General features: G+C 66.3%; 12 protein-coding genes and 1 tRNA gene. 9 read left to right on the plus strand and 4 right to left on the minus strand.

Translation table 11 applies throughout. The features are described from left to right. Positions 1 to 639: 639 nt before the first annotated feature. Positions 640 to 1,548: a LysR family transcriptional regulator gene (locus ACFVJ3_RS33985; protein ID WP_378456238.1), complete on the minus strand. Its 909-nt coding sequence runs from the start codon at positions 1,546 to 1,548 to the stop codon at positions 640 to 642. Between the two features lie 297 nt (positions 1,549 to 1,845). Between ACFVJ3_RS33985 and ACFVJ3_RS33990 the strand changes: the two genes are divergently transcribed. The 3 genes from ACFVJ3_RS33990 (at position 1,846) to ACFVJ3_RS34000 (ending at position 4,296) form a co-directional block, all read left to right on the plus strand. Further along, positions 1,846 to 2,469, plus strand: a complete 624-nt coding sequence (locus tag ACFVJ3_RS33990) for an NADPH-dependent F420 reductase (protein WP_378456239.1) — start codon at positions 1,846 to 1,848, stop codon at positions 2,467 to 2,469. A gap of 51 nt (positions 2,470 to 2,520) precedes the next feature. Further along, complete coding sequence (locus ACFVJ3_RS33995) at positions 2,521 to 3,456, plus strand: SDR family oxidoreductase (protein ID WP_378456240.1); 936 nt, start codon at positions 2,521 to 2,523, stop codon at positions 3,454 to 3,456. Between the two features lie 69 nt (positions 3,457 to 3,525). Next, positions 3,526 to 4,296, plus strand: coding sequence for an NADPH-dependent F420 reductase (locus tag ACFVJ3_RS34000; protein ID WP_378456241.1), 771 nt, complete (start codon positions 3,526 to 3,528; stop codon positions 4,294 to 4,296). Between the two features lie 511 nt (positions 4,297 to 4,807). Here ACFVJ3_RS34000 and ACFVJ3_RS34005 read toward each other — a convergent pair. After that, positions 4,808 to 5,428, minus strand: a complete 621-nt coding sequence (locus tag ACFVJ3_RS34005; protein WP_378456242.1) for a TetR/AcrR family transcriptional regulator — start codon at positions 5,426 to 5,428, stop codon at positions 4,808 to 4,810. Between the two features lie 126 nt (positions 5,429 to 5,554). Between ACFVJ3_RS34005 and ACFVJ3_RS34010 the strand changes: the two genes are divergently transcribed. Both ACFVJ3_RS34010 and ACFVJ3_RS34015 read left to right on the plus strand, forming a co-directional pair. Then, complete coding sequence (locus ACFVJ3_RS34010) at positions 5,555 to 6,289, plus strand: SDR family NAD(P)-dependent oxidoreductase (protein WP_378456243.1); 735 nt, start codon at positions 5,555 to 5,557, stop codon at positions 6,287 to 6,289. Between the two features lie 316 nt (positions 6,290 to 6,605). Further along, positions 6,606 to 7,223 (plus strand): NADPH-dependent F420 reductase, encoded by a 618-nt coding sequence (locus ACFVJ3_RS34015; protein WP_378456244.1) that lies wholly within the window; start codon positions 6,606 to 6,608, stop codon positions 7,221 to 7,223. Positions 7,224 to 8,636: 1,413 nt separating this feature from the next. On the opposite strand, the gene ACFVJ3_RS34020 is transcribed toward ACFVJ3_RS34015, so the two are convergent. Both ACFVJ3_RS34020 and ACFVJ3_RS34025 read right to left on the minus strand, forming a co-directional pair. Beyond that, positions 8,637 to 8,710, minus strand: a tRNA-Gly gene (locus ACFVJ3_RS34020). Between the two features lie 96 nt (positions 8,711 to 8,806). Continuing rightward, positions 8,807 to 9,631 (minus strand): oxygenase MpaB family protein, encoded by an 825-nt coding sequence (locus tag ACFVJ3_RS34025; RefSeq protein ID WP_378456245.1) that lies wholly within the window; start codon positions 9,629 to 9,631, stop codon positions 8,807 to 8,809. An 86-nt stretch (positions 9,632 to 9,717) separates the two neighbouring features. On the opposite strand from ACFVJ3_RS34025, the gene ACFVJ3_RS34030 reads away from it, so the two are divergent. From ACFVJ3_RS34030 to ACFVJ3_RS34045, 4 genes are all read left to right on the plus strand, one after another. Further along, positions 9,718 to 10,386 (plus strand): TetR/AcrR family transcriptional regulator, encoded by a 669-nt coding sequence (locus tag ACFVJ3_RS34030; protein WP_378456246.1) that lies wholly within the window; start codon positions 9,718 to 9,720, stop codon positions 10,384 to 10,386. A gap of 9 nt (positions 10,387 to 10,395) precedes the next feature. Then, the gene (gene dcd, locus ACFVJ3_RS34035; protein ID WP_005238072.1) at positions 10,396 to 10,965 is read left to right on the plus strand and encodes a dCTP deaminase; all 570 of its coding nucleotides are present in this window, start codon (positions 10,396 to 10,398) and stop codon (positions 10,963 to 10,965) included. A 124-nt stretch (positions 10,966 to 11,089) separates the two neighbouring features. Continuing rightward, positions 11,090 to 12,490 (plus strand): hypothetical protein, encoded by a 1,401-nt coding sequence (locus tag ACFVJ3_RS34040; RefSeq protein WP_378456247.1) that lies wholly within the window; start codon positions 11,090 to 11,092, stop codon positions 12,488 to 12,490. 12 nt (positions 12,491 to 12,502) lie between these two features. Then, positions 12,503 to 15,457, plus strand: a complete 2,955-nt coding sequence (locus ACFVJ3_RS34045; RefSeq protein WP_378456248.1) for a CHAT domain-containing protein — start codon at positions 12,503 to 12,505, stop codon at positions 15,455 to 15,457. Positions 15,458 to 15,485 lie beyond the last annotated feature (28 nt).

Raw genomic sequence — 15,485 nt, forward strand, 5'->3', positions numbered from 1 at the left:
TACAGATTTCAGCGTTCCAGCCGCCCTGCACCGCTCTGACCTGCACATTCATTCCCGGAATGGCACGAAAATGCCTACGAACTGCGGAAGTCCGGCCTGACATACAACCGGGTTATCGGTCCCGACGGATTCGACCAGACGTAACACCGAGTTTATCGGCGGCCTCCCATCCGGATCGCAGGAAGCAACGGCGGCGGGCCAGCGATGCGAGTGCGGGAAGTATCTCGCCGAGAACTAACAACAGACAGCTGTGATGGTCACTGCGGGTCGGCAAGTGCCGCCAGCGTAGCGATTGCAACAGCTACAGATATCTTGCCAATCCATCCGATCGACAACCAGTGCTGCACGAGGCGCGCCCTCACCGCAGAGGACGTCGATGAGCCCCATGCCGGCCCTGCCATCCCCGATTCGGGTACTGTCCCGTCGTCGCGATCCCGGCGCCGCACAGGGCCATGCATCACCGCCGCAATATTCGTCCGGTCAATTGGTACCGACAATGAGAATAAGTACGAAACTTATTCATGACAGAGAACACTCGGACTTCACGCCCGTCTCCGGGCACGTTCGGACTGTCCGGAAGCCTCCCCGGAACACGCCTCTCGGTTGGCTGAAAAATGTATCCGTTTCCCTTTCTCGAGATCACTTCATCGAAAGGGCACCGTTTTCGAGCTGCCACAATTCGTAATTCCCGCATTCTGCCGTGATCTCGGCGGTCGCTTGCGCCGCGGTGAAGAAGTCGTTGGCCAGCGGCGAGGTGTTCGATGCCGCCATCGCGAAGCACACCTCGTCGGGCGCGAGTTCCGGGATGGGTACGTAGCTGATGTCCGGATGTGAGTAGAACATTGTCGCTGAACGGGCCAGGAACGAGATGCCCCGGCCGGCCGCGACGTGCTCGAGCTTCTCTTCCACGGCGCGCACCCGGAGCCCGGAGTCGGGGTGCGGGCGCCTGGTGGGCTGCGTGCTCGGATCGTCATGCCAGACCAGCGGCTCACCGGCCAGGTCGGCCTCGGCGACCTCCTCCTTGCCGGCCAACCGGTGGCCTGCGGGCAGCACCACCATGAGCGGCTCGGTGTACAGCGGGGTCACACGCAGGCCTGCCTCGTCGATGGGCAGCCGCACAAAGCCGACGTCGATGCGGCCGTCGAGCAACATCGCGGCCTGGTCGTCCCATTCGATCCGCTGTAAGTCCACCAGAACGTCCGGATGCCGGGTCGCGAACGCCCGGGCCGCCGGGATGACCGGGATGCCTGCCCTGAACCCAACCGCCAGCCGCCGGTCGCCCCGGGCGGCCACGGTCACCCGGCGGCGCACCGCGTCCGCGGAGGCGAGCAGCGGACCCGCGTCGGCCAGCAGTTGTTTGCCGGCGTCGGTCAGCGCCACGCCGTGGCTGTCCCGTGTGAACAGCGAGACGCCGAGATCCTTTTCCAGCGCGCGGATCTGCCGACTGAGCACCGGCTGCGCGATATGCAGCTCTTCAGCGGCGCGGCCGAAGTGCAGCCTGTCGGCGACGGCGACGAAGTAGCGCAGTTTGCGCGGGTCCAAATCCATGAAGCCTCCTGGTCCGGCAATGCCTCCAGGGTATCGCAGCGGCTGAAAGAGGTCTTGGACAGCCACTCCTGTCGATGACAACCTCAGTAGGTACCTAATTGATAGGTACCTTTTGGGGCCGAAGCGAATTCGGCAGAAAAATTCGACATCGGGACTGGGTTTCAGGGCCCGGAACCTGAACGCCCACTTCATGAATCGAGCCAGGCCCATCGCGTCATTCGACGGAATCGATGACAACCGTCGACAACGACGGGGTGGGCATGGCGTCCTTTCTATTTCCAGAAAGCAGGAACACCAATGAGTAGCGTCAGCATTATCGGTCTGGGGACCATGGCCAGCGCTCTGGCCGAGCGGGTGCTCGCCGGCGGCAACGCTGTCGAGATCATCGGCCGCGACCCGGCCAAGGCCAAGAAATTGGCCGCCGCGCTCGGCGGCGGCGCCACAGCCGGGACATTCGGTACCACCCCGGCCGGCGACCTCGTCATCCTCGCCGTGCCGTACGCCAGCGCCGTGCCGGTCGTCGCCCAGTACGGGGGCGCGCTGGCCGGCAAGGTCGTCATCGATATCTCCAACACCTCCAACGCCGACGCCACCGGGCTGGTCACCCCCGAGGGCACCTCCGGCGCAGAAGAAATCGCTAAGGCCGTCCCGGCGAGCGTGCACGTCGTGAAGGCGTTCAACACCGTCTTCGGCCACGTCATGGCCCAGGGCGGCCCGCTGGACGTGCTCTTCGCCGGCGACGACGCGGAGGCCAAGGCGAGCGTGTCGGCGTTCATCGAGAGCGTCGGGCTGCGCCCGCTCGATGCCGGCGGCCTGGAGGTGGCGCGCTGGCTGGAAGGGGCAGGCGTGCTGATGATCAGCCTCGCCCGCAATGGCGTGGGGGACTTCGACTTCTCACTCGGCGTCAACCGTCTCACCTGAGCGCACCCGCACAACCACTTCTCGACCACATCATTCACAAGGAGCAGTACCGTGCGCGTTTTCGTCACTGGCGGAACCGGCCATTCCGGTTCGCACATCATTCCCGAGCTCATCGCCGCCGGGCACGAGGTCACCGGCCTGGCCCGTTCGGACACGGCTGCGGCATCGGTGTCCGCGCTCGGAGCGAAGGTCCGTCGCGGCAGCCTCGAGGATCTCGACGGGCTCAAAGAGGCGGCCGCGGAATCCGACGGTGTCATCCACGTCGCGCACAGACAAGACCTGCTCCCGTCCGGCGGGATCGCCGCCGTGGCCGCCGCGGAGCTCCCGATCATGCTCGCCTACGGCGAGGCGCTCGCGGGAACCGGGAAGCCGCTGGTCGCGGCGGGAAGCATCGGCTCGCCCGGAAACCTGGGCCGCCCCGCCACCGAGGAGGACACGGCCCTTCCCGTCGGCGATGAGCACACGGGCACCCTGCGGGCTCGCAACGTCGTGGAAACTGCCGTCATAGGCCTCGCCGAGCGGGGAGTTCGGTCGTCGGTCGTGCGGATCGCCAACATCGCGCACGGCACTTCCGACCGTGCCGGCTTCCTTCCCATGCTGATCGCGCTCGCGAAGGAGAAGGGCGTCGCCGGCTACCCCGGAGACGGCACGAACCTGTGGACCGCCGTGCACATCCTCGACGTCGCCTCCTTGTTCCGTTTGGCGCTGGAGAAAGGGCCGACCGGTACATATTGGCACGCGGTCGAGGACGGAGGCGTCCCGTTCCGCGAGATCGCCGAGGCCATCGGCAGCCGTCTGGGCCTGCCCGCCTTGAGTATTCCAGTGGATGAACTGATGCTGCCTGGATACTTCGGGTTCCTCGCGAACATAGTCACGCAGAGCTACCCGGCGTCCAACCTCGTCACCTGCCGGGCCCTCGGCTGGGAACCCGCCCAGCCCGGTCTGCTCGCAGACTTGGACAACGGCCATTACTTCCCCGTCAGCTGACGGCAGGGACTCGAAGCGCATCGAATTCAGCAGATAACAAGCACGGCTCTCTTGAAGGGTCCTGAAACTATGACAACTGTGGGATTCATCGGAAGCGGAAACATCGGCAGTACCGTCGCGCGGCTCGCCATCGAGGCCGGGCACCAGGTCGTGCTCAGCAACTCGCGCGGTCCGGAAACGCTCGCGGACACTGTCGCGGGACTTGGGCCGCGGGCGTCCGCGGCGACGAGTGGGGAGGCCGCGGCGGCCGGTGACGTTGTCGTGGTCTCGGTGCCCCTCGAGGCGTTCCCCGACTTGCCCGCGGCGCAACTGGCCGGGAAGACGATCATCGACACGTGCAACTATGGCCCCGAGCGTGACGGGCTCATCCCCGAGCTCGTCAGCACATCGCTCACATCGAGCGAACTGCTGCTCCAGTACATCCCAAATGCCACGGTCGTGAAAGCGTTCAACTACTACAAGCACCTGCTGTCACTCGCCCGCCCTGCGGGGGCGGCGGACCGCTCGTACCTGCCGATAGCCGGGGATTCGGCGCCGGGCAAGGCAGCGGTGACCGATTTTATCGACTCCATCGGATACAGCGTCGTGGACGCGGGACCGCTGGCCGATAGTTGGCAACAGTCGACGGACACGCCGGTGTGGGGGCCCCATACGGGCCATCCTCGAACGAGAAGGGCAAGCACGCGGACGAACACGCCATCCGCGCGGCACTGGCCTTGGCAGTGCGGTAACCGCAAGTTGGTGCAGGTCGCCGGTGTGGTCCGGGCGTGTCATAGCCTCGCCCGGTTGGCCCCGGGCGGGGCCATCACGCCTAATACATTGCCTTCGCGTCCTGCGTGAGCGAGGCTTCGGTACATCACCGCCACAAGTTGGTCGACACCGATGGCACCGTCACGATGTATTCGGCTCCGACGCCCCGCCGGCTACCGCGACCGATGGCCACGTCGAGGTGTCCGGCGATCAATTCCGCTGCACCTGCATCGCTGTCCATCTCCAGCGAGCTCAGACGCACGACCGCGGCGAATCCGGCAGACGTCTTGAAGGTGTCCGGGTACCGCCTTCTCGATGGCGGCGGGGCCAGCCGGCAGCAAGCAGACCATGATGCTGCGGGCGTTGTCCAAGATGAATACGCAGAAGATCAACCCGCCTTCGTGCATGCGCCGCACCCGATGGGAGGTACTGCTTTCCCCCCGGCCCTGGTGTCCGTCACCGTTGTTGCTGCACTGTTCGGCGAGGTTGTCCTCGTCGAGGGTGGCGCGGGCCTGCTGTCGGTAGGCGTGAACCACCTGGTGCGGGAAACTTATAACTTTTCCCTCGGCGTCAACTTCGGCTCAGTTCGCCGCCGGATCCGTCATACTGCCCCGCCCCGACTGACAGGGGTCCCGCCTGCGCCGGGCGGAACCGCGGCCGTGGGGACGGCGTTGTCGATGAGGACGACTGCGATGGCGGCGGCGGTGGCGAAGGTGTCGGAGTTGAGGACTCGGTTGCGGGCCGAAGCACCGTCCACAAGCAGCGCCAGCTGTTCGCCGAGCTGTTCGGGGTTCGCGGCTCCGGCCTCGCGCGCGGCTTCGGTGAGCCGCGCAGCAAAGGCCTTCTTGTAGTCGCAGGCCTGCACACGTGCCGGGTGGCCCGGGTCCGGGATTTCGACAGCCGCCGCGATGAACGGGCACAGAGGCGCGTGAATGTCGAAGGCCGCAAGGAGTCGTTCGCGAGGCGTGAGGTCGGTGCGGTCGAACACTTCGGGCAGGATGTCGGGATCGAATCGGCGTAGGTGTTCGGCGATCAGCTCGTCCTTGCCGGTGAAGTGCTGGTAGAACGTGCGCTTGGACACCTGGGCCACCGCACAGAGCTGGTCCATGCCGGTGCAGTTGATGCCTTGATCGCGGAACAGCTGTTGTGAAGCGCCGAGGATGCGCTCTCGTGCGCCCCTGCCGCGGCGCAGGCCTCGCGGCCCCTTCTCCAGCTCGGTCATACCTCCAGCGTATCCCACATGGGTACCAATCGGTGTACATAGCTTGCTGTGTGCGTAGCCGTCCGCTAGGTTAAGTACGCAGATCGGTGTACATAACATCGGAACTATTCAATGAATGGAGTAATCGTGGGAAAACTCGATGGCAAGGTCGCGGTGATCACGGGCGCGACAAGTGGTATGGCGTTGGCCGGTGCCAAGTTGTTCGTCGCCGAAGGAGCTCACGTCTTCATCACGGGCCGACGGAAGGACGCGCTGGACCAGGCCGTCGAATTTATCGGTCGTAATGTCACCGGCGTGCAAGGCGATTCGGCCGACCTCGACGATCTGGACCGTTTGTTCGACACGGTCGAACAGGAAAAAGGCGCGATCGACGTGTTGTGGGCAAGTGCCGGGACGGGTCAGCAGGGCAGGCTCGGCGAGATCACCGAGGAGCACTTCGATGCTGCCTTCTCGCTGAACGCACGCGGCACGCTGTTCACGGTCCAGAAGGCGCTACCGCTGTTCAACGATGGAGGCTCGATCTTCATGACCGGGTCGAACGCGTCGCTCCGGGGCTACCCCGAGTGGAGCGTGTATGCAGCGAGCAAGGCCGTGCTTCCCGCCTACGCACGGGTATGGGTGTCCGAGTTGAGGGACAGGAAGATCCGGGTGAACGTGCTGACCCCCGGCCAGATCTCGACGCCGATGATGGAGGAGGTGATGGGCGCGGAGATGAAGGCGCAGTTCGAGTCCGTAATCCCGCGGAGAGAGATGGGCCGCCCCGAGGAGGTCGCGTCGGTCGCGTTGTTCCTCGCCTCGGACGACTCGAGCTACGTCAACGGTATGGAGCTGGTTGTCGACGGCGGCACCACAGTGATCTAGGAGCGACAACGGCATGTACGCAGACAGAACGTCGCGCCCCTAACCGGCGGCCACCAGCGCAGAAGTTTACCGGCCTTCCGATTTCCGGAAATCCGTGTTGCCGTCCGCTTATTCGAATTATTAAAAAGCCGCGCCTCTCGTCGAGGGGGGCGATCGCCCCGGGCTGGATGAACTCGCGGATCCGGCTCCGCAGCGAGGTTGCCGCGACCCTGCGGCCCACTCGGCGCAGTCGTCCACCACACCATTCAATGACGCTAGCGGGAATCGATGAATTTGATTCTCAGTCGGCGATTGAGACCACGGAAGAGAGCACCTCATGAGCAGCATCAGCATCATCGGTTCAGGGAACATGGCCAGCGCCATCGGCGCCCTGGCCGTCAAGGGTGGCAACGCCGTCGAGATCCTCGGCCGCGATCCGGCTAAAGCCAAGGAAGTCGCCGCCGCGCTCGGCGGCGGCGCCACGGCCGGAACGTGGGGCGACGCCCCGGCCGGCGATATCGTCATCCTCGCCGTGCTGTTCGACGCCGCCGTGCCGATCGTCAGCCTGTATGGGGACGCGCTGGCCGGCAAGATCCTTGTCGACATCACCAACCCCTTCAACCCTAGCGTCACCGGGCTGGCCGTCCCAGCAGACACCTCCAATGCGCACATGGTCGCCAAGGCCGCACCCGCAAGCGCCCATGTCGTCAAGGCGTTCAACACCCTCTTCCGCGACGTCCTGGCCGCGGGCGGTCCGCTGGATGTGTTCATGGCCGGCGATGACGCGCAAGCCAAAGCGGACCTGTCAGCGTTCATAGAGAGCCTCGGACTGCGCCCGCGGGACACCGGCGACCTGAGCATGGCGCACTGGCTGGAGGGCGCGGGTCTGCTATCGGTAGGCGTGGGCCGCTATAGCGGGAACTACAACTTCTCGCTTGGCGTCAACTTCGGCTGAGTTCGCCGCCGAATCTCGCACGCGGCCCCGTCCCGGCTGGCAAGGTCCCGCCTACGCCGGGCGTACCGCGGCTCTGGGGATGGTGTTGTCGATGAGGACCACGCCGCGGACTTTCGGTTGCAGATCGAAGACACCGTGGTCAACGGGATGGACTACATCATGCTCGACGCTGACGGCAGCATCGCCGAGGTGACCATATGGTGGCGCCCGCAGCCGTCCGGCGTCCAGATGCAGGGGCGCCTTGCTGTCTCCGCGGCATGCACCCCTGGGAGTTGCGCAGGAACGGGGAGTAATGACGAAGACCGCAGCTCCCTACCGATACGGCCAGATCCGGTACTGGTAGGTGTTGCGCAGAGCATGGGCGGCCATAAAGTCCCAGGCGTGACTGGTCCGGCTAGAGGCGGGCTGGCGGCAGCGGGCGCATGAGCTCCGACGACCAATCACCCGTCGATGGAGTTTGCTGAACTGAGCCGGAGGAGCGGGCGGCCCTTCTTCCGTCATCGGCAGGTTGCTCGACCCCACGTCGGGCACGGTGACGGTGGGCAGCATAAACATTCGCACGACCAAGTCGGCGGAACTGGCCAAGCATCTTGTCGATTCTGCGGCAGGACAACCACATCACTGCTCGACTGAGGGTCCGCGAACTCGTCGGATTCGGGCGTTTCCCGCATTCGAAGGGTCGGCTCGGCAAGGACGACGCCGAACACGTCGACAGGGCTCGGACTCCTAGAGTTGGACGGGCTGGCGCACAGGTTCCTCGATCAGCTGTCCGGACGAGCACGGCGATGACTTTCCGCTCCAGTAGCCTGTGGCCGCAAGTGTGAGTTTCCCGTAGAGCCGCTGTTTGCGTTGGATGCGCGTCAGATCAACTAAAGATCGTGCATGTGATGCACATATGCAGCAGTCTAGTTGACGTAGTATTCGTTATCGGTATTTCGAAAACGTATGATTTCAAACCTATTTGGCGCATATCTGCCTGAGCAATCGTGCGGACACGGTTCGGTTCTGCAGACCTGACTCGCCAATGAGAACTGCGCGCCACGCCGTCGGTAGATTGCCTCTAGCGACGAACGAGGCAACGCCAGCACACAGCAGGGTCGAGTCCCGATCGTGGGTGGTGCGTTTCCGGAGCTGTCGGAGCAGACGGTGGCGCACATCGCCGGGGCGCTCGAGGCGTCACAATCGGTGGGCACCCGCCGCGTCTACGCCACGGACGGCGCCGCTTCTGCAGCTGGTGCCACACCCATGGCCACCCGCCGTTGCCGGCGCACCCGGCGACCGTGGCTGCGTATCTGGTCGACGCGGCAGACACCTCGCCGAAGCGGGGGAGCGGGCTTACTCACCGCGTGCGCGAACACCCCACGCCGCGCGCGCGAGCTGGATGGATGGAAAGGAGTTCGTTCGTAGGATGGATGGAGCCGATGACGGGAATCGAACCCGCGTATTCAGCTTGGGAAGCTGATGTTCTGCCATTGAACTACATCGGCGCGCACGATATTGGGCGCCCGTAGGCAGGCCCAACACCCTGCGGCGGAAACATTATCAGATGGTGATCCGGACTTCCCGGGCACACACGCGGAGTGTCATACGAGCGGTTTGCCCGCCTTCATTCTGCGTCGCAGATCGAACATGAGCAGGTTGTAGGGGAACTCCCGGATGCGGACGGGGATGCGCCTGCTGATGGCGCCGATGGTGCCGAGGGTCCGGTCGAAGCGCTTCTGATCCTTGTCGGTCCATGTCAGGTGCATTTCGTCGCGGAACTGCTGGGGCAGGAAGCCGTTGGTGAAGAACATGTTGAGCCGGCCGAAGATGCGGGACACGATGGCGGGCAGGAATTCGAGGCGCGCGATGGAGAGGACGTGTGCGCGGATGGTGTCGTCGATCGACACCTTGTCGAGGGCCTTGTTCCAGTACTCCTCGAACGCGACGCGGTCTTCGGGCCACATCTCCGGGGGCACCTGGAGAGTGGTGCCGAACGTGGCGCCTTCCTTGTAGAAGAACTCGGCGGCCGCGGGGGAGAGGTCGCCGTGCAGGGCGCGATTGACGTCCTCGAACCCGCGGTAGATGCAGGCGGCCACCCACAGCTGCAGTTCGGGGTCGAAGGCGTTGTATTGCACGGGGCTGTCGGGCGTGGAGCGCACCTTTGCGTGGGCGCGGTTGACGCCCGTGCGGAAGGCCGCCTTCTCCTCGTCGGTGCCGCGGGCTGCCACCACGAGGTAGGTCAGCGTGGTGCGGGTCCGCTTGATCGGATGCCTGAACAGCTGGCCGCTCTCGACCTTGCTCTCGTATACGCCGTACCCGACCCCGGGATGGGCGAGCTGCATGATGATGTTCGCAGCGCCTGCCAGTAGTCCGGCGCCGTCCATGACCTGGTCGAGACGGTCCGGTACTTCGAGTGACGTCGACATTCTTGTTCCCTCTCCCCACCACGGATTCGCTATCTGAACACGACCGTACTCACATATATGTTCGCCGTCCAGAGTCCGGTGGAAAGATGGTGCGCATGGCTACCGCACCGGTGAACGCGAACGTCGGAAACTCGACGAGCGACGGTGGGCGCGTCTATGGCGGTCAGGAGCGTGACCAGCGCAAATCGGAACGACGCGGCCAGCTCATCGAGGCGGGACTCGACCTGCTGGGCAGCGCGGACGGCGACCACGCCCTGACCGTCCGCGGAGTCTGCAAGCAGGCCGGGCTCGCCACCCGCTACTTCTACGAGAGCTTCACCGACCGCGACGCGCTCACCGTCGCCGTCTACGACCACGTGGTGGACCGGATCGCCACCAGCACCCTGGATGCCGTGTCGAACGCCGGGCCGGGTGAACGCGACATCGTGCGTGCCGGCGTCAGCAACATCGTGCGGGAGGTCGCCGAGGATCCACGTCAGGGCCGTCTCATGTTCTCGGTGGCGCAGTCGAGCGCGGTGTTGGCGCAGCGCCGCCTCGACAGTTCGCGGCTGTTCGCGGGCCTGGTCACGAAGCAGACGGTCGGCTACTACGAGGTGGCCGAGAGCCCTCGCCTCGACCTGGCCGCGCACTTCATGGTCGGGGGCCTCGCGCAGACCCTGACGGCGTGGTTGAACGGCACCGTGACCCTGCCCGAGGAGGAGCTCGTGGACACCTGCACCGAACTGCTGCTCTCGATGGCCATCCACACCCGTTAACCTCTACGTGTGCTCCTCTCCGATCGCGATCTCCGTGCCGAAATTTCCGCTGGACGTCTGGGCATCGACCCGTTCGACGATTCGATGGTCCAGCCCTCGAGCGTGGACGTGCGCCTCGACAGCCTGTTCCGGGTGTTCAACAACACCCGCTACACGCACATCGACCCAGCTCAGCGGCAGGACGAGCTGACGACGCTGGTCGAGCCGGCCGAGGGTGAGCCGTTCGTCTTGCACCCCGGAGAGTTCGTTCTCGGCTCCACGCTCGAGGTGTGCTCGCTGCCCGACGACCTGGCGGGACGCCTCGAGGGCAAGTCCTCGCTCGGCCGCCTCGGACTGCTGACGCACTCCACGGCCGGGTTCATCGACCCAGGCTTCAACGGGCACATCACGCTGGAACTCTCCAACGTCGCGAATCTGCCCATCACCCTGTGGCCGGGCATGAAAATCGGCCAGCTGTGCCTGCTCCGGCTGTCGAGCGCGGCGGAACACCCGTACGGCAGCTCCGCCGTCGGCTCCAAGTACCAGGGCCAGCGCGGGCCGACGCCGTCGAAGGCCTACCTCAACTTCGCGCAGAGCTGAGCCCGCGCGGCCCGCAAAAATAGTTGCAAACCGAGTGGTCCGCTACTCGTGTGTATTGCGGCGGGTGAGAGAAGACTGAGATTCGAAGCCGCCCTCTCCTGGGCGTTCGATCCCGGAGGCCGCCATGAAAGACGTAGTCGTGTTGTTGCCCGGCATCGGCGGGTCGGTGCTCGCCCGTGACGGCAAGGACATATGGGCACCGACACCGGGCGTCGCGCTGGCAGGCGTGCTGTCGCTGGGCGGGAACATCAAACGCCTGAAACTCGACGGTGACGACCCGGACGTCGACGACCTCGGCGACGGCGTCGTGGCCACCCGCCTGGTCCCGGACTTCCACTTCGTTCCCGGGCTGGACTGGAAGATCGACGGGTACACGAAATTCCGCGACGACGTCGTCCGCCGATTCGGGGTGGTTCCCGGCGACAACTATTTCGAGTTCCCCTACGACTGGCGGCGCGACAACCGGGTGGCAGCGCGGGCCCTGGCCCGACGGACCCACGAGTGGCTGGCGCGGTGGCGCGAGAAGTCGGGCAACGCGGACGCGAAGCTCGTGCTGGTGTGCCATTCGATGGGCGGAATCGTCGCTCGACTGTTCCTCGAATTCCTGGACGGCTGGCGTGACACCCGCACCCTCGTCACGTTCGGGACCCCGTACTCGGGCTCGGTCAACGCGCTCGACTTCCTCGTCAACGGGTTCCGGAAGGGCTGGGGTCCGTTCACCGTCGACCTCAGTGCGCTGATCCGGTCGTTCACGTCCGCCTACCAGTTGCTGCCGTCGTATCGGTGCATGGCGGGCGACGACGGGTCGTGGCTCGCGCTCGACGACAAGAAGCTCGACTGGTCGGGGACGGGTCTCGACGCCGGCCGGATGGGTGCGGCAGTGCGCCTGCACCGGGAACTGCGCGACACGGTCACCGCACGGCTGAATTCGGGACACGAGGGCTACGACATCCGGCCGGTGATCGGCGACTTCCAGCCCACCAAGTGGGCCGCCCGGCTCGCCGGGACGAAGGTCGAGACGATGACCGTGCGCGGACCCGACGAGAGCGGCGGCGACGGCACTGTTCCGAAATTGTCGTCCACCCCGCACGAGCTCATGACGGGATGGAAGAACGCGGCCTTCTTCAGCCAGCGGCACGGATCCCTCCAGAACGACGACCCGGTGCTCGACCATGTGGGCGGAATCCTGAACACCGCGACGCTCGCGCCTCCGAACGTGTTTCCGGCGGTGAACGAATCGGTCGCACTGGAAGTCGACGACGTCACGACCGCCGAGCCGTTGGTGATCCGTGCGCGCACCGGTGCCGGAGGCGCTCGGCTTCTCGCGACGGTCGAGCCCGTCGCCGGCGGCCCGAGTCGCGAACATCCGCTGGCGTCGACCGCAGACGGCTGGCAGCAGACCAGCCTCGACGGGCTGACCGCCCAGGACTACCGGATCACCGTGCGCGCACCCGGGGTGCACCCGGTCACCGACGTCGCGAGTGTGGTCGACCTCGACGAGATCGCCCGGTCCGTGGACGTCTAGGAGCGCCGACACATGGGACCTACACCTGGTTTCGAGGCATTGGAGATCAGCGTTCTCCGGGCGGGCGACCACGTCTGGCTGTCGGCGCAGTCGCGAATGGGTTCGGTCTTCGCGGTGCGGCGACCGGTCCCGGAATGGAAACTGTCGAACGACGTCACCGGACGGACGATCGACACACCGTCCGAGTGGTTGACCGACACCGTCCGGCACGCGCGCACCGACGCCGCAACCCATGCGCTCGACGTGGGAAAAGTGTTGACGGATCTGGTGTTCGGAGTCCCCGACATCGTCACGCTGCTGCAGCAGAGCCGGGGGTTGGCCCGGACCACGGGAACCCAACTCCTCGTGCGCGTCCTCGCCGCGCCGCAGGAAGTGTGCGCCTGGCCGTGGGAGTTGCTGCTGGATCCGCAACGACCCGACCAGTTCCTCGCCATGGCACGCGACGTCCACGTGGTGCGATCGGGACGGTCGCGCACCTACCCGTTGCGGCAGACACCGATCGAGCCGCCGCTCAACCTCCTGCTGGTGATGTCGAGCCCCTTGCGGGAGGGTCCCTCGGATTCCGAGGCCCCGTTCGACCTGTATGCCGAGAAACGCAGCCTGCTGTCGGAACTGCAGCCGCTGATCGACCGTGGCCTGCTGCGCGTGGTGGTCGAGGACCGCCCGTCGGTTGAACGGCTCCGCAGTCGAATGGGCATGCAGAGACGCGGTTTTCACCTCTTCCACTACCTCGGCCACGCCAATCCGGACGGGCTCAAGCTGGAGCGTCGCAACGGTCGCGGGATGCTGCTGCCCAGCCAGGAATTCGCGTTGCTGTTGCAGCAACTCCCGGACCTCCGGCTGGCCGTGTTCGCGGGCTGTGAGACGGCCCGCGCGCCGGACGGTGCCGCCGACGACGATCCCTGGCCCGGACCACTGTCTTCCGCCGACATCTGCGTGCGTGATGCGTGCCCGATGGTGATCGGGATGCAGGCGGTGCTGCCCTTCAGGACGGAGCGCCTGCTGACACGCTTCTTCTACCAGGCACTGACCGCCGGCCAGCCGGTGGCCGAGGCGTTGCGGCTGGCGCGGCTCGCGATCAACGGCGACGAGAACAGCGGTGACCCGCTGCTCGACTGGGCGGTGCCGTGCCTGTTCGTCGGGGGTAGCGAGCCCGGCGCGATCATCGACCCGGAGGCGAGGGCGCGGCCGGAGCCGCCGTCCCGGCGGGTCGGGTTGCGCCTCGGTATCCGCCAGGGCGAACTCCGTTTCATCTCCCGCCTCGCGGAGCTGCGCGAGGGGGTGGACGTGCTGTCCGGGCAGACGCCGGCGCGGTTGCTCCACGTCGTCGGAATGCCGTCGACGGGAAAGACCTCGCTTCTGGACCGGGTGCTCGACGAGCTCGACCCGCAGATCGCGCATCTGTACATCAGCGCGAAACGGCTGCTCGCGGAACCCGACCCGGTCCGCGAACTGGCCCGCCTCGTCGACGAGCTGATGCGCGACGTCGGGGTGCGCACCGTCCGGCCGGGCAGATTCAGCGCCGGCGACTGGTGGGAGCGACTGCTCGGCGACCTCACCGAAGTCCCGGTTGCGATCGTCATCGACGACGGTGACCTGCTGGTCGGCGACGCACCCGGCGCCCCGGGCCTCCTCGACGCGCTGGTCCTGCTGACGCAGCGGCGCAGCAAGGCGCGGCTCGCGGTGGCGGCCACCGCGGACCTGGTCGAACTGACGCGACCGCTCCGCCCCTCGGAGGTGCGGACGATCCGTCTCGACGCACTGTCGTGGCCCGAAGTGTGGCAATGGATCCGGCGCAATCTGCCGACCCTGACCCGCTATCCGGAGAAGGACCTGTCCCGCCTCTACGCGGACGTGCGGCACCTGGAACTGTGGGAGCAGTTGGCGGATCTGGCCGCCCAGAACGGCACGTTCGACCCGCGGGACCTGCCGGTCCTCGTCCGGCAACTCGGCGTCGGCGCCGCGAAACCGGCTCCCCAGGTATCGAACGGCTCCGACTTCTTCGGCGCCGAAACCGCTGTGCCCGAAGCAGAGGCGGCGGCGTCGCCGGTGCGGCGCGCGTTGCGGTTGGCGGTCGCGGGTCCGTTCACGGTGGGCCGACGCGAGGAGATCGCCGTCGCTGTCACGCAGTGCGCCATCAAGCACGGGGTTCCGGGGCGGGTGGTAGCCGGCGAGACGGGGGAGGGCGAATCGGCACTGGCCGAACTCCTGCCCCGCGAGCTGGCCTTCGGCGACGGTGTCCCGTCCGAGCACGACGTCTGCCGGTGGATGGAAGACGCCGCCCTCGCCGATGCCGACATCCTGGTGTTGGACTACGGCAATGCCGTGCCCTCGGATGCGCAGAATGCGGTGATTGCACGCCTGGTGAGCGACGGCAGACTGGTGATCGCCTCGGGCGACCACCCGGACGAGCCGACCTACCCCGCCTGGACCGCGGACGCGTTCGCGGTCGGCGCCATCGAGGACGACGGCACACTCACCCACGAAACCCCGTACTACCCCGACGTCGGTAAACCGGACGTCTACGCGCCGCGGACGATCACCGAGACGGCCTGCGAGCAGCTCGTCGACCGCCCGGAGATGGACGGCACGACGTTCGCCGCGCTGTACGTGGCGGTCGCCGCCATGCTGGTGTGGGCCACCGACCGCGATCTGGCAGCGCAGGAGGTCCGGGCACTGCTGGTCGAGACGGCGACACCGATATCGACGGCGCGGGGCGACACCGCGAGGCAACTCGACGTCGAGGCGGCACTGGACTACGCGCGGCGGCAGGTCATCGTCGGCGCCCTCGGTTCGGACGCACTCGAACTCGGCCAGCTCCTCGCGGAAACCCCCATCCGTCCGGAACTGGCGGTGCCGCTGCTCGACGACCTCGTGGCCGACGGCGACCGCATTCGACGGGTCGTCCGGGACGGCGTCGAACAGTACGAACGCGCCGACACCGTCGTCGGACCGAGAAACGAGTAGCCGACTACGCATGACCGACGTGCCCGCG

Origin of the sequence: Rhodococcus sp. NPDC127593 (genome assembly GCF_042671975.1) — a bacterium.
GTDB lineage: Bacteria > Actinomycetota > Actinomycetes > Mycobacteriales > Mycobacteriaceae > Rhodococcus_F.

Bases quoted from the DNA above. Each gene is read 5' to 3' on its own strand.
- ACFVJ3_RS33985 (WP_378456238.1), bottom strand. From the start codon at position 1,548: ATGGATTTGGACCCGCGCAAACTGCGCTACTTCGTCGCCGTCGCCGAC.
- ACFVJ3_RS33990 (WP_378456239.1), top strand. From the start codon at position 1,846: ATGAGTAGCGTCAGCATTATCGGTCTGGGGACCATGGCCAGCGCTCTG.
- ACFVJ3_RS34040 (WP_378456247.1), top strand. From the start codon at position 11,090: ATGAAAGACGTAGTCGTGTTGTTGCCCGGCATCGGCGGGTCGGTGCTC.
- ACFVJ3_RS34030 (WP_378456246.1), top strand. From the start codon at position 9,718: ATGGTGCGCATGGCTACCGCACCGGTGAACGCGAACGTCGGAAACTCG.
- ACFVJ3_RS34005 (WP_378456242.1), bottom strand. From the start codon at position 5,428: ATGACCGAGCTGGAGAAGGGGCCGCGAGGCCTGCGCCGCGGCAGGGGC.
- ACFVJ3_RS34045 (WP_378456248.1), top strand. From the start codon at position 12,503: ATGGGACCTACACCTGGTTTCGAGGCATTGGAGATCAGCGTTCTCCGG.
- ACFVJ3_RS34025 (WP_378456245.1), bottom strand. From the start codon at position 9,631: ATGTCGACGTCACTCGAAGTACCGGACCGTCTCGACCAGGTCATGGAC.
- ACFVJ3_RS34000 (WP_378456241.1), top strand. From the start codon at position 3,526: ATGACAACTGTGGGATTCATCGGAAGCGGAAACATCGGCAGTACCGTC.
- ACFVJ3_RS34015 (WP_378456244.1), top strand. From the start codon at position 6,606: ATGAGCAGCATCAGCATCATCGGTTCAGGGAACATGGCCAGCGCCATC.